The organism is Microlunatus soli (assembly GCF_900105385.1).
GTDB classification, from domain to species: Bacteria; Actinomycetota; Actinomycetes; order Propionibacteriales; family Propionibacteriaceae; genus Microlunatus; species Microlunatus soli.
In genome coordinates, this window is sequence record NZ_LT629772.1 from 5843106 (window position 1) to 5865170 (window position 22065).

General features: G+C 66.8%; 21 protein-coding genes. 12 read left to right on the plus strand and 9 right to left on the minus strand.

The window, feature by feature from the left end:
• Positions 1-7: 7 nt before the first annotated feature.
• The 5 genes from BLU38_RS26780 to BLU38_RS26800 are packed head-to-tail and all read left to right on the plus strand — an operon-like array spanning position 8 to position 5655.
• On the plus strand, positions 8-1642 hold the full coding sequence (locus tag BLU38_RS26780; RefSeq protein ID WP_091533220.1) for an ABC transporter substrate-binding protein: 1635 nt from the start codon (positions 8-10) through the stop codon (positions 1640-1642).
• 34 nt (positions 1643-1676) lie between these two features.
• A complete protein-coding gene (locus BLU38_RS26785) occupies positions 1677-2663 on the plus strand; it encodes an ABC transporter permease (RefSeq protein ID WP_091529366.1) in 987 nt (328 codons plus the stop codon).
• 13 nt (positions 2664-2676) lie between these two features.
• A complete protein-coding gene (locus tag BLU38_RS26790) occupies positions 2677-3603 on the plus strand; it encodes an ABC transporter permease (protein ID WP_091529369.1) in 927 nt (308 codons plus the stop codon).
• The gene (locus BLU38_RS26795) at positions 3600-4598 is read left to right on the plus strand and encodes an ABC transporter ATP-binding protein (RefSeq protein ID WP_197679880.1); all 999 of its coding nucleotides are present in this window, start codon (positions 3600-3602) and stop codon (positions 4596-4598) included. The genes BLU38_RS26790 and BLU38_RS26795 overlap by 4 nt, the downstream gene beginning before the upstream one ends.
• Complete coding sequence (locus tag BLU38_RS26800; RefSeq protein WP_091529371.1) at positions 4591-5655, plus strand: ABC transporter ATP-binding protein; 1065 nt, start codon at positions 4591-4593, stop codon at positions 5653-5655. The genes BLU38_RS26795 and BLU38_RS26800 overlap by 8 nt, the downstream gene beginning before the upstream one ends.
• On the opposite strand, the gene BLU38_RS26805 is transcribed toward BLU38_RS26800, so the two are convergent.
• The 6 genes from BLU38_RS26805 to BLU38_RS26830 form a co-directional block, all read right to left on the minus strand.
• Complete coding sequence (locus tag BLU38_RS26805; RefSeq protein WP_197679881.1) at positions 5642-6469, minus strand: sugar phosphate isomerase/epimerase family protein; 828 nt, start codon at positions 6467-6469, stop codon at positions 5642-5644. The two genes, BLU38_RS26800 and BLU38_RS26805, sit on opposite strands and share 14 nt — an antisense overlap.
• Positions 6466-7359 carry a carbohydrate ABC transporter permease gene (locus BLU38_RS26810; RefSeq protein ID WP_091529376.1) on the minus strand — a complete coding sequence of 298 codons (894 nt, stop codon included), beginning with the start codon at positions 7357-7359 and terminating at the stop codon, positions 6466-6468. Before BLU38_RS26810 ends, BLU38_RS26805 begins: the two co-directional genes overlap by 4 nt.
• Positions 7349-8203, minus strand: coding sequence for a carbohydrate ABC transporter permease (locus BLU38_RS26815; RefSeq protein WP_231920059.1), 855 nt, complete (start codon positions 8201-8203; stop codon positions 7349-7351). Before BLU38_RS26815 ends, BLU38_RS26810 begins: the two co-directional genes overlap by 11 nt.
• A 65-nt stretch (positions 8204-8268) precedes the next feature.
• Entirely contained in the window at positions 8269-9567 is a 1299-nt protein-coding gene (locus tag BLU38_RS26820) for an ABC transporter substrate-binding protein (RefSeq protein ID WP_091529382.1), read from the minus strand.
• A gap of 65 nt (positions 9568-9632) precedes the next feature.
• Entirely contained in the window at positions 9633-10781 is a 1149-nt protein-coding gene (locus BLU38_RS26825; protein ID WP_091529385.1) for a mandelate racemase/muconate lactonizing enzyme family protein, read from the minus strand.
• Positions 10778-11788, minus strand: coding sequence for a hydroxyacid dehydrogenase (locus tag BLU38_RS26830; RefSeq protein ID WP_091529388.1), 1011 nt, complete (start codon positions 11786-11788; stop codon positions 10778-10780). The genes BLU38_RS26825 and BLU38_RS26830 overlap by 4 nt, the downstream gene beginning before the upstream one ends.
• Positions 11789-11858: 70 nt before the next feature.
• On the opposite strand from BLU38_RS26830, the gene BLU38_RS26835 reads away from it, so the two are divergent.
• Positions 11859-12788 carry a LysR family transcriptional regulator gene (locus tag BLU38_RS26835; RefSeq protein ID WP_091529390.1) on the plus strand — a complete coding sequence of 310 codons (930 nt, stop codon included), beginning with the start codon at positions 11859-11861 and terminating at the stop codon, positions 12786-12788.
• Here the strand turns inward: BLU38_RS26835 and BLU38_RS26840 are convergent.
• Complete coding sequence (locus tag BLU38_RS26840) at positions 12748-14031, minus strand: alpha-L-fucosidase (protein WP_091529393.1); 1284 nt, start codon at positions 14029-14031, stop codon at positions 12748-12750. The two genes, BLU38_RS26835 and BLU38_RS26840, sit on opposite strands and share 41 nt — an antisense overlap.
• 72 nt (positions 14032-14103) lie before the next feature.
• Here BLU38_RS26840 and BLU38_RS26845 point away from each other — a divergent pair, with 72 nt between their 5' ends.
• The 5 genes from BLU38_RS26845 (at position 14104) to ppk2 (ending at position 19346) form a co-directional block, all read left to right on the plus strand.
• Positions 14104-15057: a hydroxymethylglutaryl-CoA lyase gene (locus BLU38_RS26845; protein ID WP_091529396.1), complete on the plus strand. Its 954-nt coding sequence runs from the start codon at positions 14104-14106 to the stop codon at positions 15055-15057.
• Between the two features lie 28 nt (positions 15058-15085).
• Entirely contained in the window at positions 15086-16027 is a 942-nt protein-coding gene (locus BLU38_RS26850) for a T3SS (YopN, CesT) and YbjN peptide-binding chaperone 1 (RefSeq protein ID WP_091529398.1), read from the plus strand.
• A gap of 2 nt (positions 16028-16029) precedes the next feature.
• Positions 16030-17004, plus strand: a complete 975-nt coding sequence (locus BLU38_RS26855) for an isoaspartyl peptidase/L-asparaginase family protein (protein WP_091529401.1) — start codon at positions 16030-16032, stop codon at positions 17002-17004.
• A gap of 141 nt (positions 17005-17145) precedes the next feature.
• Complete coding sequence (locus tag BLU38_RS26860) at positions 17146-18321, plus strand: glycosyltransferase family 4 protein (RefSeq protein ID WP_091529404.1); 1176 nt, start codon at positions 17146-17148, stop codon at positions 18319-18321.
• Between the two features lie 107 nt (positions 18322-18428).
• Positions 18429-19346: a polyphosphate kinase 2 gene (ppk2, locus tag BLU38_RS26865; protein ID WP_172836319.1), complete on the plus strand. Its 918-nt coding sequence runs from the start codon at positions 18429-18431 to the stop codon at positions 19344-19346.
• A gap of 16 nt (positions 19347-19362) precedes the next feature.
• Here ppk2 and BLU38_RS26870 read toward each other — a convergent pair whose 3' ends face one another.
• Positions 19363-20532, minus strand: a complete 1170-nt coding sequence (locus tag BLU38_RS26870; protein WP_091529406.1) for an FAD-dependent oxidoreductase — start codon at positions 20530-20532, stop codon at positions 19363-19365.
• A gap of 54 nt (positions 20533-20586) precedes the next feature.
• On the opposite strand from BLU38_RS26870, the gene BLU38_RS31075 reads away from it, so the two are divergent.
• A complete protein-coding gene (locus BLU38_RS31075; RefSeq protein ID WP_157683738.1) occupies positions 20587-21027 on the plus strand; it encodes a MarR family winged helix-turn-helix transcriptional regulator in 441 nt (146 codons plus the stop codon).
• Between the two features lie 22 nt (positions 21028-21049).
• Here the strand turns inward: BLU38_RS31075 and BLU38_RS26880 are convergent, their stop codons facing one another.
• The gene (locus tag BLU38_RS26880) at positions 21050-22027 is read right to left on the minus strand and encodes a DNA glycosylase AlkZ-like family protein (RefSeq protein ID WP_091529408.1); all 978 of its coding nucleotides are present in this window, start codon (positions 22025-22027) and stop codon (positions 21050-21052) included.
• Positions 22028-22065 lie beyond the last annotated feature (38 nt).

Sequence of the window (22065 nt, forward strand, 5' to 3'; positions counted from 1 at the left end):
AATGATCATGAAGCGGAAATCGCTGATCGTCGCGGTGATCGCGATCCTCAGCCTGATCGCCGGATGCTCCGGCGGGGGATCGTCGGGATCCGGGTCCAAGGGTGCTTCGTTGACGATCGCCAACGTCGGCGGGGCCACCTGGACCTGCGGGTTCAATCCGTTCAACCCGTCGGTGAACGGCCAGTCGATCGGATTCGTCTACGAGACGCTGGTGCACGTCAACACCTTGCAGAATGCCAAGCAGACACCGATGATCGCGTCGGCTGCCAAATGGAGCAGTGACAAGGAGACGCTCACTTTCACCATCCGGGACGGCGTGAAGTGGAACGACGGCAAGCCGCTGACGGCCGACGACGTCGCCTTCACCTTCAACCTGCTGAAGAAGTACAAAGGGCTAGACCTGAACGCGGTCTGGTCGTCCGGTCTGTTGTCGGTGAAGGCCAGCGGGTCGACGGTGACGATGAAGTTCAAGCAGCCGTCGGAGCCGTACTTCTACTACATCGCCGGTCAGACCCCGATCGTGCCGGAGCATGTCTGGAGCACCGGGGAAGCGGCCAAGGATCCGGTGCAGTTCACCGACAAGAAGCCGGTCGGCAGCGGTCCGTACACGATCGACAACTGCAAGCCGGCCAACATCCGCTACCAGGCCAATCCCAACTTCTGGCAGCAGGGCAAGCCGGTGATCAAGACGGTCAACTACCCGTCCTACACCGACAACAGCCCGGCCAATCTTGATCTTGCCACCGGCAAGGCGCAGTGGGGCGGTCAGTACATTCCCAACGTCGATCGCTACTACGTCGATCGTGACAAGGAGAACAACCACTACTGGTATCCGCCGGTGGCCAACGTGCAGATCTTCCTGAACCTGAAGAAGGGACCGACCGCGGACCTGGCGGTCCGGCAGGCGTTGGCCTACGCGATCGACAAGGAACAGGTCTCCAAGATCGGCGTCGGCGGCCAGCTTCCGGCCTCCAACCAGGCCGGCATCGTGCTGCCGACCTTCAAGGACTGGTACGACCAGGCCGCGGCGGACAAGTACGGCTACCAGCAGGACAAGGCCAAGGTCAAGAGTCTGCTGTCCAAGGCGGGCTATTCGACGTCCAAGCCGCTCAAGCTGACGATCATCAGCGTCTCCGGCTACACCGACTGGGAGGCCGAGCTGCAGGAGATCAAGTCCCAGCTGCAGCCGCTCGGCATCACCCTGGACGTGCAGAACATCGCCGGCCAGACCTACAACACCAAGCTCTACAAGGGCGACTTCCAGTTGGCCTACGGGTCGCAGACCGGCGGGCCGCTGCCGTACTACGAGCTGCGCCAGAACCTGTACAGCGGCAACACCGCGCCGCTGGGGGAGAACGCGTCCAGCAACTACTCCCGCTACTCCGACAAGAAGACCGATGCACTGTTCAACGAGTACCCGGGGGCCGACGACAAGCGGCAGCACGAGATCGTCGACGAGTTGCAGAGCGTGATGCTCGCCGACGTGCCGACCATCCCGGTGTTGGAGAGTGTGAGCTGGTTCCAGTACAACACCAAGGACTTCACCGGCTGGCCGACCAAGGAGGACCCGTACGCGCTGCCGGCGCCGTATGCGGTGCCCGACCTCGAGCAGGTGCTGCTGCACCTGAAGCCCAAGGGATAGTCATGATCGACAGTTACCGGACCGGGAGCGGCTGATGCGCTTCATCGTGCGGCGGTTGGGGTTCTTCGTGATCACCCTGTGGGTGGCACTGACGGTGAACTTCTTCGTTCCCCGGCTGATGCCGGGGAACCCCGCCGAGGCCATGATGGCCCGCTACAAGGGGCGGGTGAATCCGGAGGCGCTGAAGGCGCTCGAGGTCGCCTTCGGGTTGAACACTCACAAGCCGCTCCCGGTGCAATACGTGGAGTATCTGGGCAACACCCTGACCGGAGACTTCGGTACGTCGTTGACGTTCTTTCCGCAGCCGGTGAGTCAGGTCGTCGCCCAGGCCCTGCCGTGGACGCTCGGCCTGGTGGGCATCACCACCGTGGTCGCGTTCGTCGTCGGCACCGGGATCGGCGTGATCGGTGGATGGCGACGCAACGGGGCCGTGGACAGCGTGCTACCGCCGGTGTTCGTGATCACCTCGGCACTGCCGTACTTCTGGGTCGGGCTGATCCTGATCATGGCCTTCTCACTCGGCACCAACGGTGCGCTGCCGAACGACGGTGGGTACGACCCGATCCTCGATCCGGGCTTCAATGCCGAGTTCGTCGTCGACGTGATCAAACACGCGATCCTGCCGTCGATCAGCATCCTGGTGGTCTCGATCGGCGGCTGGATCCTGACCATGCGCAACAACGTGGTGACCACCCTGGCCGAGGACTACATCAGAATGGCGCGAGCCAAGGGGATCGCCGACCGGAAGATCATGATCAACTACGCTGCCCGGAATGCGGTGTTGCCGAATCTCTCGGGCTTTGCGATGTCGCTCGGATTCGTGGTCAGCGGATCGATCCTGGTCGAATACACCTTCAACTATCCGGGAGTCGGCTACATGCTGCTGAGTTCGGTCAACAATCAGGACTATCCGTTGATGCAGGCATTGTTCGTGCTGATCACGGTCACGGTCCTGGTCGCGGTGCTGATCAGCGACTTCCTGACCGCCTGGCTCGATCCGCGCGTCCGGACCGCAGGCTGAGGAGGGCGGAGCGATGAGTGCTGTCACAGCCGGCGCGGCAACCGATCAAGCGGCGTCGACAACCCGAGTGCGGTCCGGTTCGGGCGTGCTCCGGGCGGTGCTGGGTAACCGCAAGGCCCTGGTCGGCGCCGTGCTGTTGTTGATCTTCGTGGTAGCAGCGATCGTGCCCGGGATCTTCACCTCGGTGCACGACCCCAATCAGAAGTTCGCCCAACTGCTGCCACCCGGTGCCGGGCATCTGCTGGGGACGAACGCGTTCGGTCAGGACATCTGGGCCCAGTTGATCTACGGGACCCGGCTGTCGCTGCTCGTTGCCGTGGTCGCCGGTGCCCTGGCCAGTCTGCTGTCGGTGATCATCGGGGTCTCCGCAGCCTATCTCGGGGGTGTGGCGGAGGACCTGCTGTCACTGTTGATCGACGTCTTCCTGGTGATCCCCGCCTTTCCGTTGATGATCGTCATCGCCGCCTACGCCGGTGGCGGCAACCTGGCGGTGGTGATCGGTGTGTTGGTGGTCACCGGCTGGTCCTACGGTGCTCGCCAGCTCCGCGCCCAGGCCATGTCGCTGCGGAATCGGGACTTCCTGGAATCCGCGCGGGTGCGGGGCGAACGGGCACCGTACGTGATCCTGTTCGAGATGCTGCCCACGATGATCTCGCTGATCGCCGCCAACTTCCTCGGCGCGGCGCTGTACGCGTTGCTGGCTGCCGCTGGCCTGCAGTTCATCGGCTTGGGTGATTCGTCGTCGATCAGTTGGGGGACGATGCTGCACTGGGCGCAGAGCAATGAGGCACTGCAGACCGGACAGCAGTGGTGGGTGGTCGCACCCGGGCTCTGCATCGCGCTGCTCGGGGCTTCGTTCGCCCTGCTGAACTACGCCTTCGACGAGATCAGCAATCCGGCGCTGCGTCCGGTGCGCCGACGGAAGGGTGCGTCCACGTGAGCAATCTGCTGGAGGTCACCGACCTGTCGGTCACCTACGACACCTCCGCCGGCCCGGTCACGGCGGTCGATCATGTCGACCTGACGCTGCAGCCGGGGGAGTTCCTCGGCATCGTCGGGGAGTCCGGGTGCGGCAAGTCGACGCTGTTGTTCGCGATCGCACAACTGCTGACCGCACCGGCCGGGATCGCCGGCGGCGAGGTGGTCTTCCGCGGCAAGAACATGGTGGCGATGAATGCCCGCGAGCTGGCGCCGATCCGTTGGCGGGAGATGTCGGTGGTGATGCAGAGCGCGATGAATGCGCTCAACCCGGTGAAGCGGCTGCGGGACCAGTTCGCCGACACGATGCGCGCACACGGCGTGCGGGACAAGGCCGAGATCCGCGCCCGATCCGAGGACGTGCTGGACCTGGTCGGCATCGACCGGGCCCACTTGGCGAGCTTCCCGCATCAACTGTCGGGCGGGATGCGGCAGCGCGCGATGATCGCGATGGCACTCCTGTTCACCCCCGAATTGGTGATCATGGACGAGCCGACGTCGGCGCTGGACGTCGTCGCTCAACGCTCGTTGATGCTACAGATCAAGGAACTGCAGGACCGGCTCGGCTTCGCGGTGCTCTTCGTCACCCACGACATGAGTCTGGTCAGTCACTTCTCCGACCGACTGATGGTGATGTATGCCGGCCAGGAGGTGGAATTCGGCCCGACCCGGCAGGTCTTCGACACCCCGGCACACCCGTACAGCAGGGGATTGCTGGACGCGTTCCCGTCGATCAAGGGTGAACGGAGACCGCTGGAGGGCATCCCGGGCGCACCGCCGAGTCTGTCCGCACTGCCACCGGGCTGCCGCTTCGAACCGCGCTGTCCGTTGGCGTTCGCCGATTGTGCGACGACCGAGCCCGCGCTGTATGACATCGCCGGAGTGGGGTCCCGCTGCCTGCTTGCCGATCCGGCCCGGATCGGTACCGAGACGAGGAGAGCCGGTGATCATGACTGACGCACGGACGGACACGTCGACCGCGGCTTCGAACTCCGGGGACACCCACGACGTGCTGCAGGCCAAGGGGTTGACCCGGACGTTCCGCGTCGGCAGCGGGCTACGCGGACGCGGCCGGCTGCATGCGGTCGATGACGCCAATTTCTCGATCGGTCGGTCCGAGATCGTCGCCCTGGTCGGCGAGAGCGGCAGCGGCAAGAGCACCATCGCTCGGCTGCTGGCGCAGGTCTATCGTCCGACCAGCGGTGAGATCTTTTTCGACGGCAAACCGCTGTCGTCGCTGCGCTCCCGCCGCGAGGTGCTGCGGTATCGGGCCGCAGTGCCGATGGTGTTCCAGGACCCGTTCAGCTCGCTCAATCCGGCTTACCCGGTATCGCACGGGATCCTGCGGGGATTGAAGCTGCATCGTCCCGACATCGCGCCCGGCGAACGGCGAGCCGAGGCCGAACGGCTGCTCACCGCGGTCGGTCTGTCGCCGGCGGCACAGATCGTGGATCGCTACCCCTACGAGTTGTCCGGTGGGCAACGACAACGGATCGGCTTCGCCCAGGCGCTGGCCTATCGGCCGAAGTTGATCTTGGCCGATGAGCCGGTGTCGATGCTGGACATCTCGATCCGGATCGGCCTGCTCAACGTGATGACTGCGTTGCGTGACGAGCAAGGTGTATCGCTGTTGTACATCACCCACGACATTGCCAGCGCCCGCTACGTCGCGGACCGGATGATGGTGATGTACGCCGGGCGGATCGTGGAGTCCGGTCCGGTCGACGATGTGCTCGGCGATCCACGACATCCCTACACCCAGCTCCTGGTTGCGGCCGTACCCGATCCTCGGGCCGAGCTGGCCGTGACCGCCGAGATGGCCAAGGGTGAACCGCCGAAGGTGATCGATCCCGGACCGGGGTGCCGGTTCGCCGACCGCTGCCCGCTGGCGCGGGACGTCTGCCGGACCACCACCCCGCCGCTGTTGGAGCTTGCCCCAGGCATCGAGGTCGCCTGTCACGTGGCCGCTGAAGAGGCCGGTCGTGGCACCGAGTCGATGGCTACCGCGCGCTGACCCCATCGCGATCCAGGGAGCGGACCCAGGCGAGGTCGGTGGTCGCCTGGACGGCGGTCTGTTCGGGTGTCCGGTCGGTGTACTGCGCGGTCAAGCAGATCGGTCCGTGGTAGGAGATCCGGCGCAGCACGTCCATGATCAACGGCCAATCCGCCAGGCCCTGGTCTCCGGCGTCGAACCAGGATCGGTAGCGGAACGGGCTGTCGTCCGACACCCGCCGATACTCGGCATTCTTCAGGTTGACCAGGCCGAGTCGGTCGCCACACTGTTCGAGCGTGTACGCCGGGTTCTCACCGGCCAGCGCGTCGTGCGCAGCGTCCCAGACGATCCGGAACTGCGGTGCCAGGTCCTTGATCAGCTCGTGCACGCCGAGGACGGTGCTGACGAATGCTCCGTGGTGCGGCTGGATGCCGATCTCGACGCCGTATCGGCTGCAGAGCGGAGCCAGCGCGTCGAACCGGGTACGCAGCCGGTCGACGGATGCGCGATAGCCCTGGGCGCCGATCGGGGCCATGATCCTGATCATCGGCACCCCGGCTTCGGCACAGGCCGCGAGCATCGGTTCGGTCGGCTCGGAGGCGATGCTGATCACCTGTACGCCGTGGCCGGCGAGCCGATGGACGAAGTCGGCCAGCCGCGCGCCCGTCGTGTCCGGCCTCAGATAGGCACCGTCGCGGACCGGCACCTCGGCCGCGTCGAACCCCATCCCGGTGATCAGCGGGCCGAGTTCGTCCGCGGCCAGGCCGGCCCACGGCTTGCTGAAGATCGCCCAGGTCCGGGCCGCGGGACCTGGAGTGGACTTCGGTGACATCATCGACCTCCCAGGCCGCTCAGGGTGATCCCGCGCACGAACCATCGCTGCGTCAGGAAGAACAGAATGATCAACGGCACGGTGGTGACCGTGGCAGCCGCCAGCAGCAGATTCCATTGCGTGCCGTTGCTGTCCTGGAACACCCGCAGGCCGACAGCAGCGGTCCGGGTCGCATCGGTGTTCGACACCACCAGCGGCCAGAGCAGGTTGTTCCATTGGCTGATGAACTTGAAGACGGCCAGGGTAGCGACCGCCGGTACCGCCAGTGGCAGGATGATCCGGGTGAAGCTCTGCCAGCGATTGGCGCCGTCGATCCGTGCCGCTTCCTCGTACTCGCCCGGAATGCCGAGGAAGAACTGCCGGAGCAGGAAAACGCCGAGTGCGGTGAAGGCGTGCGGGATGATCATGCCCCACCAGGTGTCGACCCAGTGCAACCGCGCGACCAGCACGAACTGCGGGATCAGGGTCACCTGCGACGGGATCATCAAGGTCGCCAGGTAGATCGCGAAGATCACATTGCGGCCCCGGAACCGGATCCGCCCGAAGGCGTACGCGGCCAGCGCGGCCGTCGCGGTCTCCAGTAGCGTGGTGCCGGCGGCGAAGATCACTGTGTTCAGCAGGTAACGGCCGACAGGCACCAGTTCGAAGACGCGAGCGAAGTTCTCCGGATGCCAGCTCGACGGCCAGAACGAGGGAGTGGCCGCCATCGACTCCGGATCGGACTGGAACGCGACCAGAACCATCATCACCACCGGGATCAGGGTGAACGCGGTCACCAGGAAGCAGACGAACAGCAGCAACCTGGTCCGAAGCTGCCGGTCGGCGCCCGGCTGGGCGTCGGGCGACTTCGGTGGCGTCACGATCGGACGAGGGAGAGTGAGTTCACTGGTCATAGTGCACCAACCTCCTGCTGGCGAGGAACTGTCCGGCGGTGATCACCACGATGAACGCGAACAACACCAGGGACTGGGCGGCTGCATAGCCCTGGTGGTAGTTCTGGAAGCCGGTCCGGTAGATGTACATCACCAGTGTGGTGGTCGCCGTCCCGGGGCCGCCGTTGGTCATGATCAGAGCCTGATCGAACACCTGGAAGGAGCCGATCACCGAGGTGACGACGACGAACAGTAACGACGGCGACAGCATCGGGAGGGTGACGCGCAGGAACCGACGGCGTACGTCGGCTCCGTCGACCATGGCCGCTTCGTAGAGCTGTTGCGGAATCGTCTGCAGACCGGCGAGAAAGATCACCATCCCGAAACCGAAGCTCTTCCAGACACTCATGATCACCAACGCCGGCATCGCCCAGGTGTCCGAGGTCAGCCAGGCCGGTCCGTCGATGCCGACCAGGGCGAGCGCGCTGTTGATCAGTCCGCCGTGCGGGATGTAGAGCCACACCCAGACGAAAGCGACGGCAACAGTGATCGTCGCATACGGCAGCAGCAACAACGATCGAAAGACTGCGATCCGCCGGATCCCGACGTTGAGCAACAACGCCAGCCCCAAGCTGACGGCGATCGTCAGCGGGACGCTGGTGAAGGTGAAGACGGCCGTATTGCCCAGCGCTGACCAGAAGGTCGGATCGTGCAGCAGTTGGGCGAAGTTCGACAGTCCGGCCCAGGTCGGTGGGCTGAACAGGTTCCAGTCCAACAACGAGATCACGGCGGCCGCCAGCACCGGACCAGCGGTGAAGATCGCGAACCCGATGAAGCTCGGCAGCAGGAACAGCCAAGCAGCCACGTGAGGGTGCTCACGCACTCTCCATGGCGGTCTGGTTCGCGATCTTGCGGCAACTGCATTCATGGTCATCGTCCTTCGAGCTGGCGGATGTTGTCCTGGTTCTGGGCCATCAGACTGTCCAGCCGTGGCCGGAGCTCCTTGATCACCTCACCGACCGGTCGGTGGCCGAGGAAACAGCGGGGCAGATCCTGGCCGAGCAGATCGCGGACCTCGTTCCAGTTGGTGGTGACGTCGTAGGGATGGCCGCCGGCCAAGCGACCGGCCAGGATCTCCTGCACGATTCCGACATTCTGCGGCGGCGCGGCGAATGCCGTGCTGGCGGACTCCCGAGCCGGGTTGTTGCGGCCGGCCCTGGCATAGATGTCCAGTGCCGCGGTGCTGGTCAGGGTTTTCAGCAGCTGCCATCCGAGGTCGATGTCCTCGGTCGCTGACGGCATCGCGAAGCTGGAACCGGAAACTCTCGGCGTGCTGCCGGCCGGTCCTGCCGGGAAGGGGACGATGTCCCACTCGAAGTCGGCCTTGCGAGCATTGACCACCTGCCACGGTCCGTTCTGCATCATCGCGACATTGCCGTCCAGGAAGTTCGACAGGGCATTGGTGGTGACCAGGTTGTCGATCGGCGGGGTGACCCGATCCCTGGTGAACAGGTCGATCACGAAACGCAGCGCATGCATCGACTCGTCGGTGTGCAGGGTGCTGATCGACTGCTGCTCGTTCATCACATTGCCGCCGGCGCAGTAGAGCCAGGACACCAGATCGTCGATGCTGGGGGCACAGCTGAAGCCGTACTGGCCGTCCTTGCGGGCGAACTCCACCGCCAGCTCGCGGAATCGCTGCCAGCTCATCGGCTCGGTCGGCGACGGTGGCTTGATCCCCGCCGCAGCGAACATCGTCTTGTTGACGTACAGGACCGTCGGCGCGATGTCGAAGCCGATGGCATAGGTCCGGCCGGCAAAGGAGGAGATCCGCCGGCTGGCGGGGAAGAAGTCGTCGGCGTCGAAGTCGTGATCGGCGGCGATCAGGTCGTCCAGGGTCCGCAGGGCACCACGTGCGGCGTAGGTGCTGATCAAGGTGCCGTTGACCGCAGTCACCATCGGCGCCGTGCCGCTGACCAGCTGCAGGTCCATCTTGGTCGAGTAGCCGTCGGACGGGGTCAGCTGGGAGACCGAGCGCCGATGCATCGACTTCTGCACAAAGGCTCCGAAATCGGCCCAGACCTTGCCCTCGGCAGCACTGCTGGACCACATCGACCAGGTGACGTCGTTGGTTTCGCTGGTCGCGCAAGCGGCGGTGCCGCCGACGGTGGCTGCGACGCCGCTCAGGCCGGCTGCTCGCAGCAACGATCGGCGAGAGATGGTTGACATCTGGATGTCCTCCCCATGATGTCGGAATCGGATGATGCTGTCGGAGTCGGATCGGTACCGTGTGATCAGCGGGCGGTGCGGCGGATCCGGTCCTCGTCGACCTCGACACCCAGTCCCGGCCCGGTGGGGATCTGGGCGACCGCGTCGGTGATCGTCAGGCCATCGACGAAGAGGTCGTCGAGTAGCTCGGGTCCGTTCAATTCTGCCGGCAGGGCCAGTTCCAGGGAGCTGAACAGGTGGAGCGCAGCGGCGAATCCGACACCGCAGTCGGTGAGGCCGCTGGCCAGCAGCTCGATGCCGTGGGCCTGGGCGACAGCCGCGGTCCGCTGCGCCTGCCGCAGGCCCCCGGACTTGCAGACCTTGATCACCACCAGATCGGCTGCCCCGAGTACCGCAGTGCGGGCCAGATCGGCGGCGGTGAAGCTGCCCTCGTCGATCGCCAACGGCAGCCGGAGATCGGCGCGCAGCCGTTGCATCCCGCCCCAGTCGGTGCTCGGCACCGGTTGCTCGATGCAGAACAACCCCGGTAGGTCGCCGATCGCGGTCAGTAGGCCGTGCAACGCCGCCGGCCGGTAGGACTGGTTGGCGTCCAGCCAGATCGGCTTGCCGCCGGTCTGCTCGGCGGCGGCCCTGACTGCGGCGATGTCGGCGGGCACCTCACCGGAAATCTTGATCTTGTAGGCGTGGTAGGCCGCACTGTCCTGGACGTGCCGCGCCACCACCTCCGGCGCATCGATCCCGATGGCGCTGCAGAGCGGGATCGCATCGGTGGTCCGGCCGCCGAGCAGCTGGTGCACCGGCAGGCCGGCCAGCCGGCCTGCTGCGTCGTGCATCGCGATGTCGATCGCCGCTCGGGCGAACGGGAAGCCGTTGGAGACCGAAGGACTGAGCGCCTTGGCAGCGCGCCGGGCAAACAGCTCGACATCGAACGGAGTCAGCCCGATCACCAGCGGCGCCAGGTATTTCTCGATCACCACCATGATCGTTTCTGCCGTCTCATAGCTCCAGCTCGGCAGCGCGCGTTGCTCGCCCCAACCGACCTCCCCGTCGCTGGTGGTGATCTTCACGAAGATCACATCACCGGTCCGGTCGCGGTCACCGACGGCGCCGCTGCCGAGGACGAAGCTGCGCCGGAACGGCACCGGAACGCAGAACGCCTGCACCGACACGATGGTCGAACCGGAGAATCCCTGGCCCACCGCAGCGCCGCTCATGCTGTGATCGCCAGGTTCGCCGGGTCGACCCAGCTCGGCCCGTGGGTGGTCCCGGAGTCGAGGAAGGCGATCATGTCGTCCAACACGTATCGGACCAGGGCCTGATGCCCGTTGCCGGTGTCGCCGGCGATGTGCGGCGTCAGCAGCAGGTTCGGATTCTGCAGCACTTCGGGCGCCAGGTCCGGTGGCTCGGTGGGGTAGACGTCGAGAGCGACTCGCAACCGGCCACTGTCGGCTGCGGCGATCAACGCCTCGTTGTCGACCGCCGCGGCGCGCGAGGAGTTGATCACGATCCCTCCGTCGGGGAGTCGGTCCAGCAGCTCGGCGGTGATCATGCCCTCGGTCTCCGGTGTCGCCGGGACATGGATCGACAGCACCGCGCAAGCCATCACTTCCGACAAGGACGCGGGGCGGACACCGAGGGCATCGGCCCGGGCGGGGTCCAGGTAGGGATCGTGCACCAGCATCTCGACACCGAACGGGCGGAGCAGCTCGATGAATGCTCGTGCGGTCGACGAAGCGCCGACGATCCCGATCCTCGAGCCGCGGAGCTCCAGGCCGCGCAGTAGCGGCTCTCGACCGGGTCCGGCAACCGGCTTCCAACCGCCGCTCCGGATACCGGCGTCGTACGCGGGCAGCCGGCGCAGCAGTGTGAGTAGCGCGGACAGACAGTATTCACCGACCGACCAGGCGATCCGGGGCGCCGCGGAGAAGGTCGTCACCCGGGCCAGACCCTCGCCGTCCAACAGCTTCTTGATCGTCCCGGCAGCGTGTCCGACGACCGTCGGTCCGCCCGCATCGGCGCCGAGCAGGTCGGTCGGCAGCGGCGGCGTACCCCAGCTGGTGATCACCGCGTCCCGACCGGGCAGTAGTCTGCGCAACGTCGCGACGTCGAGTTGATCATCGGCCCAGGTCGTGTCGAACCGGGATTCGATCATGGTGCGGGTCGCGGGGTCGCAGACGTCGTCCGCACGGGCGGGGGAGATGGCCATCAGCAATCGTGTCACGGCAGCAACGTACGCAGCCGGGGCGATACCCGTCCAAGCCCGATCCGGTATCGCCCGATACTGTGCCGGTATGGACTACTCGCTCGCCCAGCTGCGTGGCTTCGTCGCGGTCGCCGAAGAGCTGCACTTCGGTCGGGCCGCGCAGCGCCTGCAGATGACGCAGCCGCCGCTGACCCGTCAGATCCAAACCCTGGAACGGATCCTCGGCGTCCGACTGCTGGATCGCGATCGCGAGGTCCGGTTGACGGCCGCCGGTGCCGCTTTCCTGGCCGACGCCCGCCGGGTGCTGACCCTGGTCGATGCCGCGCCGGAGTCGGCCCGCCGGGTGGCCGCCGGCGACGTCGGCACGATCCGACTCGGATTCACTGCGATCGGCGCCTACGCGGTCCTGGGACCGCTGCTGAGCCTGATCAACAACGAGCTCGCCGGTGTCGAGGTCGAGCTCAACGAACTCGTCAGCGAGGAGCAGTTCGCTCAACTCTCCGGCAATCGACTGGACCTCGGTCTGGTCCGGCCGCCGCTGCCCGCCGGACTGACCGGCGTTGCGGTGCACACCGAGGAACTGGTGCTCGCCGTGCCGGCCGAGCATCCGCTCGCCGACGTTCCCGGACCGATCCGGCTCGCCGACATATCGGCCGACTACATCGGCTACAGCCCGGAGGGATCTCGCTATCTGCACGAGGTGTGCGCGGCCCTGGTGGCGACGGAGGACTTCCTCGGCGCCGAGGTGGCGACACAGTTTCCGACCATGTTGGCGTTGGTCCGGGCCGGCCGGGGCGTTGCGCTGATCCCGCGCTCCTGCACGGCGATGCGGATCGACGGTGTGGTCTACCGGGAGCTGGTTGCCTCCGATGCGCGCAGCGTGAAACTGCACGCCTGCTGGAATCCGGAGTCCCACGACCCGGTGCTAGCCCGGATCGTGCCGCTGTTGTCAGCGGAGTGCTTCACCACCGCGGCGCTCAGTGATCATCGGGCGCGTCGGTCGACGCCCGGTAGCTGATCGCGGGGATCGTCTCCACACCGGTCCGATAGCCACGAACCGTCGCCAGCACCGGATCGATGCCGCCGGTGCTGATCCGCACCGACGAGACCTCAGTGGCGGCGAACGCGTGCAGCCGTTTGTTGCCGATCGTCCGACCGGCGCCGAGTTCATGATCACCGGACCACATTCGATGATCGACCACCCGTTGTCCGGTGCTGTAATCCTCGATCAGTTCGAGGTGATCGACGGTGACGGGCTCGGGGAAGTCGGCCCGCCAGGTGGTGGTCCGGTCCCGCTCGTCGACCTTGGTGACTGTTGCCTCGTACGGTGTGCAGAACCGGCGGTCGAGCTCGCTCCGCCACGCGGTCACCCGGGCACGATCGGCATCAGGTATCAGACCTCGGGTGTCGGGCGGCAGATTCAGCAACAGATTGGCACCCATCCCGATCGACCGGTAGTAGATCCCCAGCAGGTGATCCAGCGACTTCGGTTGATCATGATCGGCCCAGAACCAGCCCTTGCGGATCGACACATCGCACTCCGGCGGCAGGTAGAGCGCGGCATCCAACCGGGTGGTCGAGGTGGTGTACTGGCTGAAGTCGGTTCGATCGACGACATACTGCACCGGGTCGGCTGCCAGGCCGTCCTCGTTGCCGACCCAGCGGATCGTCGGATTACCCATGTTGAAGATCATCGCGTCCGGCTGGGTGCTCTCGATCACCTCGCCGATCCCGACCCAGTCGTACTCCCGGCCCTGCGAGCCGGCACCGTCGAACCACAACTCGGTCAACGGGCCGTAGCGGGTGCAGAGCTCGCGGAGTTGATCTTGATAGAACCGGTCGTAGGCGGCGGCGTCGGGATAGCAGGAGGCGTTGCGATCCCACGGCGACAGGTACAGTCCGAGCTCGAGCCCTGCCTGCTCGCAGGCGGCGGCGACCTCGGCCACAACGTCGCCCTTGCCCGCTCGCCACGGCGACGATGCGACCGAGTAATCGGTGGTCTCCGTCGGCCACAGGCAGAATCCGTCGTGATGTTTGGCGGTCAGGATCACGTACTTCGCACCGGCGGCGGACGCGGCGGCCACCCACTGCCCGGCGTCCAGCTCGGTCGGGTCGAAGTCCTGCGGTGGGACCGTACCGTCGCTCCACTCCAGTCCGGCGAAGGTGTTCACGCCGAAGTGGAAGAAGACACCGAGCTCCTTGCGCTGCCAGGCCAGCTGGCCAGCGGTCGGAGGAATGAGGGGAAGCTCGCCGTGAGTCACCCGGCGACCCTAGCAAGACATCGGAGGTATCGCCGTACCGTTGTGTCGGCTCGGACCATTACAGTCAGCAGCATGGGTGAACTTCCGGACAGATATCCGCTGCCGGGGCTTCCGGAAGAGGTGACGATCTACGAGGTCGGCCCTCGCGACGGACTGCAGGCGGAGAAGCAGATCGTCGACACCGCGACCAAGATCGAGTTCATCGAGCGGCTGCGTGGCACCGGGCTGATCGCGATCGAGGCCACCAGTTTCGTCTCACCGAAGTGGGTTCCGCAGTTGGCCGATGCCGCCGAGGTGCTGGCCGGGATCGGCGCACCGGAAGGTTTCCGGCATCCGGTGCTGGTGCCCAATCAGCGTGGGATGGACCGGGCGCTGGAGGCCGGGGCGGCCGAGATCGCGATCTTCGTCAGCGCGACCGAGCGGTTCGCGCAGGAGAATCTCGCCAGCACCGTCGACGGCGCGATCGAGTCGGCCACCCCGGTGGCCCGGCAGGCGCTGGAGGCCGGCATCGCCGTCCGGGGCTATGTGTCGATGTGTTTCGGCGACCCCTGGGAGGGACGGGTCCCGATCGGCCAGGTCGTCGCAGTCGTCCGCCGACTGGCCGATCTGGGCTGTCGGACGATCAGCCTCGGCGACACCATCGGGGTCGCCACCCCCGGCCACGTCAGAGCCCTGCTCGGCGCGATCGGCGAGGCCGGCATCGGGATGGACCGGATCGCCCTGCACCTGCACGACACCTACGGGCAGGCGCTCGCCGGCGTCCTCACCGGGCTGCAGTGCGGGGTGACCGAATTCGACGCCTCCGCCGGCGGGCTCGGCGGCTGCCCGTTCGCCAAATCGGCGACCGGGAATCTCGCCACCGAGGATCTGGTCTGGATGCTGGACGGGCTCGGCATCCGTAGCGGTGTCGATCTGGACCGGCTGGTGCAGATCAGCGGCTGGATGGCCGCTCGACTGGGCCGCCCGTCCCCATCGCGGGCCGTCCAGGCGCTCTACCGTGAATCCGACCCCGACACCTTGTTCTGATCACACCGTTTCGCGATAGGTTCGACGGGTGGACTCGACGGACTACGAAGGCTTCGACATCGACCGCAGCACCGCTCAGGGCTGGGCGGAGTTCCAGACGCGGTTGAGCGAAGTGATCTCGGTGATCGACGACTCGGGCGACCTGGTGATCGGCACCGAGACCGAGAGCACCGACGACGGCGGCCCGTTCGTGTCGTTCTCGGCTCCGGCCCGGGACATGATCCGCTCCCAGGCGGCGAGCAACGGCGTGCTCGGTGACGACTTCCAACTGGGTCCGGGCGCCTTGGCCCTGATGGAGAAGGCGGGCTGGAATCCGCCGAGCGCGGAGGAGTCGGCCAATTTCTGGGTCGAGCTGCCGCAGGAGCAATCCGATCAGCTCGCCGAGCTCGCGGTGGTGGCGTTGCGGGACGTGTACGGCGTACCGCATCCGGTCTTCCTGTCCCCGGACCAATTGTCCGAGGTGCTCACTCCCAAGGCCGACGACCCGACCGATCCGCCACCGTTCGACGACGAGGACGTCACCGCGGTCCTGCCCGGGAGTCGCGAACACCTGGACGCGATGGTCGAGGAGGAGCTGACCGAGCTCTTCGGACATGCCCCGATCCGTGACGAGGAAGGCGACATCGCCATCCGGGTCGGGTCGACGATGATCTTCCTGCGGACCTCCGTCGACGGTCGTGAGATCGTGATCTTCGCCGCCATCGTGCACGAGATCGAGGGCGGTCGGTCCCGTGCCGCCGAGGTGCTCAACGACCTCAACTGCGAGGCCCGCTGGGTGAAGTTCCAACTGATCCGGGATCGGGTCTTCGCCACCCTGTCGGTGATCGCCCAGCCGTTCGTGCCCGCACACCTGACCCAGGCGCTGCAGATCATGTCCGACACCGCAGACGGTATCGATGATCATCTGGCCGACAAGCTGCGGGGCCGGACCACGTTCGAGGACGGCGGCGACGCCGAGACCGACGACTGATCATGGTCGACAACCCGACCGGTGGCCCGCCGGCCGCCGAGGAATCGGTGTCGGCGCCGGTGCCGACCACTGTGATCGAATTGCCGCCTGATCGGCCGTACGCCCTGGCGGTGCACGGCGGCGCCGGTGGACGGATCGCCGAATTCTCCGGCGCCGATCGAGCCGGCTTCCAGGCCGGACTGGAGAACGCGTACCGAGCCGGCGATGCCGTGCTGCGGCAGGGTGGCAGCGCCCTGGACGCCGTCTGTGCGACGGTGGTGCAACTGGAGGACGATGCACTCTTCAACGCCGGCCGGGGCGCCTCGTTGACGGCGGCCGGCGACGCCGAACTGGATGCCGCGGTGATGACCGGCAGTGGCGCCGCCGGCGCGGTCGCGGCCAGCACCGTCGCGCGCAACCCGGTGCTGCTGGCCCGGGCCGTGATGGAACGCTCGCAGCACGTCTTGCTGGTCGCGCCGCCGGCCGAGCTGGCCGCCGCCTGGGGACTCTCGGTGGTCGACCCCGACTACTTCGTGACCGACGCCCGCCGGGCGCAGTTGGCCCGCCTGCACGCGGCGGCGACCGGCGGCGCCCGGCACGGCACGGTCGGCGCTGTCGCCCGCGATGCGTCGGGTGCGTTGGCGGCCGCGACGTCGACGGGTGGGATGGCCAACCAGTGGCAGGGCCGGGTCGGCGACAGCCCGATCATCGGGGCCGGTACCTACGCCCGCGACGAGTTGCTCGCAGTGTCCTGCACCGGTCACGGTGAGGCCTTCATCCGTGGCGTGGTCAGCTACGACATCGCGGCCCGGATGCGTTATGCCGGTCTTGATCTTGCTGCCGCAGTCTCCGCGACGATCGCCGAGGAACTCACTGATCGCGACGCCAGCGGCGGCTTGGTGGCGGTGGCGTCGGACGGGACGGTGGTGGTCGCTCACAACTCGCCGAGCCTGCTGGCCGCGTACCACGATGGCCGACAGGTGATCACGCTGACCTGATCGGCGGTCGTGGGTCGCGCAACGGCCCGACGTCAGCGAACCGTGGTGGCGAGCCGAGTAACAGCAACCGGCGCAGGAGTTCAGCGACACGCAACCTGCCGATAGCCCAAACTGCGTTCGGATCGGGTTCGGTCAAGGAACGTGAAGATCGCGATTGTCGCCGAATCCTTCCTCCCTTCGATGAACGGTGTCACGCACTCCGTTCTGCAGATCCTCGACTATCTGTCCGAGCGCGGCCACCAGGTCGAGGTGATAGCGCCTGCTGATCATGGTGCCGAGACCAGCTACTGTCCGCCGATCGGACCACCGATCACGATCCATCGGCTGCCGGCAGTCGCCCTCCCCGGCTACCAGTCCTTCAAGGTCGCCGTCGGCGGCAGCGCCAGACTGCGCCGACTGCTGACCGAGATCGCTCCCGATGTCGTACACCTGGCCTCGCCGTTCGTGCTGGGCTGGCGGGCGATCGTCGCCGCCGACCGGCTCGGGTTGCCGAGTGTCGCGGTCTACCAGACCGAGGTGCCGACCTATGCCGCCCGTTACGGCCTCCGGGCCGCCGAACCGGTGCTGTGGAAGCGGGTCTTCGACATCCATGACCGGGCCACCGTCACCCTGGCACCGTCCTCGTTCAGCTGTGCCGAACTGACCGAACGGGGGATTCCCCGGGTCCGCCAATGGGGACGTGGCGTCGACGCCCGCCGATTCCATCCTGGTCGGCGTGATCATGAATGGCGTCGTCGGATCGCGCCGAACGGTGAGGTGATCATCGGATACGTCGGGCGGCTGGCCGCGGAGAAGCAGGTCGACGACCTCGGACTGGTTGCCGATCTTCCGGGCACCCGACTGGTGATCACCGGCAGCGGTCCGTACGCCGACCGGCTGAAGGCAGCCCTGCCGAACGCGATCTTCACCGGCTTCCTCGGCGGCGACGAACTGGCCCGACAGATGGCCGGCCTGGACATCTTCGTGCATCCGGGGGAGAGCGAGACCTTCTGCCAGACCATCCAGGAGGCGATGGCCTCCGGCGTCCCGGTGGTCGCGGTCGGCCGGGGCGGACCGGTCGACCTGGTCGATCACAGCCGAACCGGATGGCTGTACGCACCCGGCGAATTGGGCATGCTGCGCGCGCGGGTCCAGGACCTGGCCGGCGACGCACGCAAGCGGCAAGCGTTCGGTCGGACCGCCCGGCTGCGGGTACGGGGAGCAACCTGGGCGGCGATCTGCGACGAACTGATGGGACACTACCGCGCCGCCGTCGATGACGCCGCCCGGGTCCGGATGTCTCGGCACGCCGCTCCGGCCAGGCTGTTCGGCGGCTGATGCCCTGCCGGCCGTCCAGACGTTCACCCAGTCGTCGCCTGCGTGTCAACTCCGACGGCATCGGGATGGGTTGACTGGCGACCGTGAACAATGATCTCAGCGCGCAGATCCGGCAGCTGCAACAGCGTTACGGATCCGATGATTTCTCCGTCGTCGAGTTGGAGGATGACGATCCGATCCTGCGGACCGTCGACGGCACGATCATCGACACCTGGCGGGAGAACTATCCCTACAGCGAACGGATCGACACGGCGACCTACGAGGCGCAGAAGCGGCTGCTGCAGATCGAGCTGCTGAAGCTACAGACGCAGATCAGGGAGACCGGCGATCGGATCGTGATCTTGTTCGAGGGCCGCGATGCCGCCGGCAAGGGCGGCACCATCAAACGGTTCACCGAGCATCTCAACCCCCGGCACGCCCACGTGGTCGCCCTGGAGAAGCCGACCGACCGCGAGTCCCGGCAGTGGTACTTCCAGCGTTACATCCAGCACCTGCCGGCGCGCGGTGAGATGACGCTGTTCGACCGCTCCTGGTACAACCGGGCCGGGGTCGAACGCGTGATGGGCTTCTGCACGGCACAGGAGTACCAAGCGTTCCTGCAGCAGGTGCCGGTCTTCGAACAGTTGCTGGTCTCCGAAGGCATCCACTTGATCAAGTTCTGGTTCTCGGTGTCCCAGTCCGAGCAGAGCACGCGGTTCCTGATCCGGCAGATCGATCCGGTGCGGCAGTGGAAGTTGTCCCCGATGGATCTGGCGTCGCTGGACAAGTGGGACGACTACACCGCTGCCAAGGTGGACATGTTCGCCGCCACCGACACCGAATACGCCCCGTGGACGGTGCTGAAGAGCAACGACAAGAAAAGGGCCCGGCTGAACGCGATGCGCTATGTGCTGGACCGGTTCGACTACGACGGCAAGGATCCCGAGATCGTCGGCCATCCCGATCCGCAGATCGTCGGGCGTGCCGCGGACCTGTATGAACTCGGTGAGCGGGAGATGCCGCTGCAGGCCCAGTACCTGGGTTGACCGGACCGACCGCCCGTCAGCTGCTCAGTCCTGCCACCTGTTCGGACTGAGCAACGGCGTCGAATCCGTAGCCGCGCATCTGTTCCTCGTAGCGGGCGACAGCGGCGATCAAGGTCGGATGATCGTCGGCAGCGCCGAGTTCGGCGACCAGCCGGGCAGCGTCATCGAGGGCAACGGCCGCACCGATGCCTGCCGGGATCATCGGGTGCGCGGCATCGCCGATCACGGTGACCGGCCCGCTCGGCCAGGGCTCCGGCCGCCGGGACGTCCGGACAACGGTCGATCGAGTCATCTCGGGCTCGGCGGCCAGCACGAGCTGCCGCAACGAGGGGTGCCATGCCGCCACCTGGTCGGCGACGTACTGCTGCAGATCCGCGCTGGCACGTGATGCCGGGACCTCGTCGGCCGGGACGCTGAACACCCACATCAGGTAGTCGCCGTCGGCGCTGAGCCGCAGCCCTGGCCGAATTCGGTCGGCAGCCTGTTGTGGAGGACAGGCAAAACGATGGGCGGCCAGCGGCATCGCCCGGCCCGGGCCGACGACCGTGCTGAATCCGTCGAGGGCGGCCGGCGGCACGTGGGGTAGCACCTCGGGGGACAACAGGGTCCGTCCGAAGATGTTCAACTGTCCGATGTCGCGAACCTCGAGCTGGGGCAGCAGCTGGCTGCGGACCTTCGACCCGGCGCCGTCCGCGCCGACCAGCAGGTCGCCGTGCAGCGTGCCGCCGTCGGTCAGGGTGATCTCGACACCGCCGGCTCGGTCCGTCGAGTCGTCGTCACCTGCCGGTAGCCGAAAGTGCTCGAACCCGGCGCCGTCGAGGACGTCGTCGTCCAGCCCTGCCAGCAGAATCTCGCGCAGCGTCTGCCGGTCAACCGTCAGATGCTGGCCCTGGGAGGGATCCGGCTGCGGCACGAGCCATTCGTCGAGCAGATTGAGCTCCGGGTCCAAGGTCCGGACGCCGCTGCCGGGGACACCGGAGGTCAGCACAACGAGCTCGTACAGGTCCGGGGGAAGACAGGACCGCAGGGCAAGGTCTCCCTGCGGTGCGAGGTGGATCCGATAGCCGGTCCGCCGATGGTCGGCCGGGGTCCGGTGCTCCAGGATGGTGGCGCGGTGTCCGGTGCGGTGCAGTCCCTGAGCCAGCAGGGGACCGGCCAGTCCGGCTCCGACGATCACAATGTGCATGAGTCAAGATTATCTGCATTCAGACAATCTGGTATCGGGAGATACCCTGATCCTGTGACACAACAGGAGCCGGGCATCGACCTCCGACTTGGGGGTCAGTTCTATCTCGCGCATCGGTTTGCCCGGGCGGGGACGAACGGCCGGCTACGGTCGTTGGGACTTGACCTGCGACACCTCGCCGTGTTGCGCGAACTGGCCGACAACGGGCCGTCCAAGCAGCGCGCCCTGGTGGACCGGATCAAGATGGACCGGTCGTCGCTGGTCTACGTGATCGACGAGCTCGAACGACAAGGACTGGCCGAACGCGGTCGCGACGAGACCGATCGACGCAGCCATGCCGTCCGCATCACGGCCAAGGGGCGGCGGCGGTTGACCGCGGCCACGGCAGCGGCCGATCAGGCGATGCGGGAACTGCTGAGCGGTTTGACCGCAACCGACAAGGTCCGGCTCGAGCAGCTGCTGGACAAGGTGATCAGCGCCGTCACCGACGTCTGAGATCGGCTGCCGCCCCGACGGATCACCGATCGGAGATCGTGATCGACATCGTGGCCCGGGGGATCGGCATCGCCAACGCCTCGGCCTCGACCAGCTCACGTTCCGGACCCGACAGAGCCGCCGACAGCCGGACGTCGACCCGACCGCCGCGCCGTCCCCAGGCTCCCACGACGGTCCGGCCGAGCAGCACGCCGCCGGGATGGAAGCTGTCGTGACGGTCGGAGAGCCGCTTCTGCCCGGGGCCGACGAACAGGCCGGAGCGGTCCTGGCCGAGTAGCCGAAGATCACTCGGCACCAGTAGCCGTACGCCGCTCGGCTCCGGAGCGCTCCGCAGGAGTTGCTCCTCCTCGGACAGGATCCAGGCACGGTGGTCGCCGATCCGGACCGGGAGCAGGTCGTCGGCGCAGCGTTGCCATACGGCGCGAGCGTCGGCCGCGCTCAGTCCGCTCCACCAGGCGTAGGTGGCCGGCGTGGTCGGTCCGAATGCCCGGATGTGCAGTCGGCACAACGCGCGGCGCGCCGTCTCGAGATCGATCTGCGGACGCTCGACCTCGCGGACGTAGAGGGCACTGGTCGTCCAACGCAGCGCAATTCGCCCGCTGGCGCACGCGGCCCGCTGATTCGCCAGTCCGGCCTGCCGCAGCTCCCGACCGGCCAACACCTCGCACACCTGGTCGGCGTACCGCTCGATGGTCGCCTGTTGGTCGGGATCGAGCGGCATCCGCCCCAGGGTGAAGATGCCGAACGCGTCGCGAGACAGCAGATGGACCGCGGCCCGCGGCGAGTAGGTCTGGATCAGCCCCGGGTGCTGCCAGTCCTCCGGCCGGCAGTGCTCCATCCGGGCGTGCAGGCCGAGCAGCGCGTCGCGCGGCGCCGTGTCCTGGAGTCCGAACCGAGCCGCGGCGAGCACCGATCCGGCCGGCAGCCGGGAGGTCAGCTGGTTGATCTGCAGCCGGTAGCGCACCGCTTGTTCCGGTGCGATCGTCAGCGCGACTGGCATGGCCGTTGGTATATCAGCTGGGACCGACAGGCGCTCGC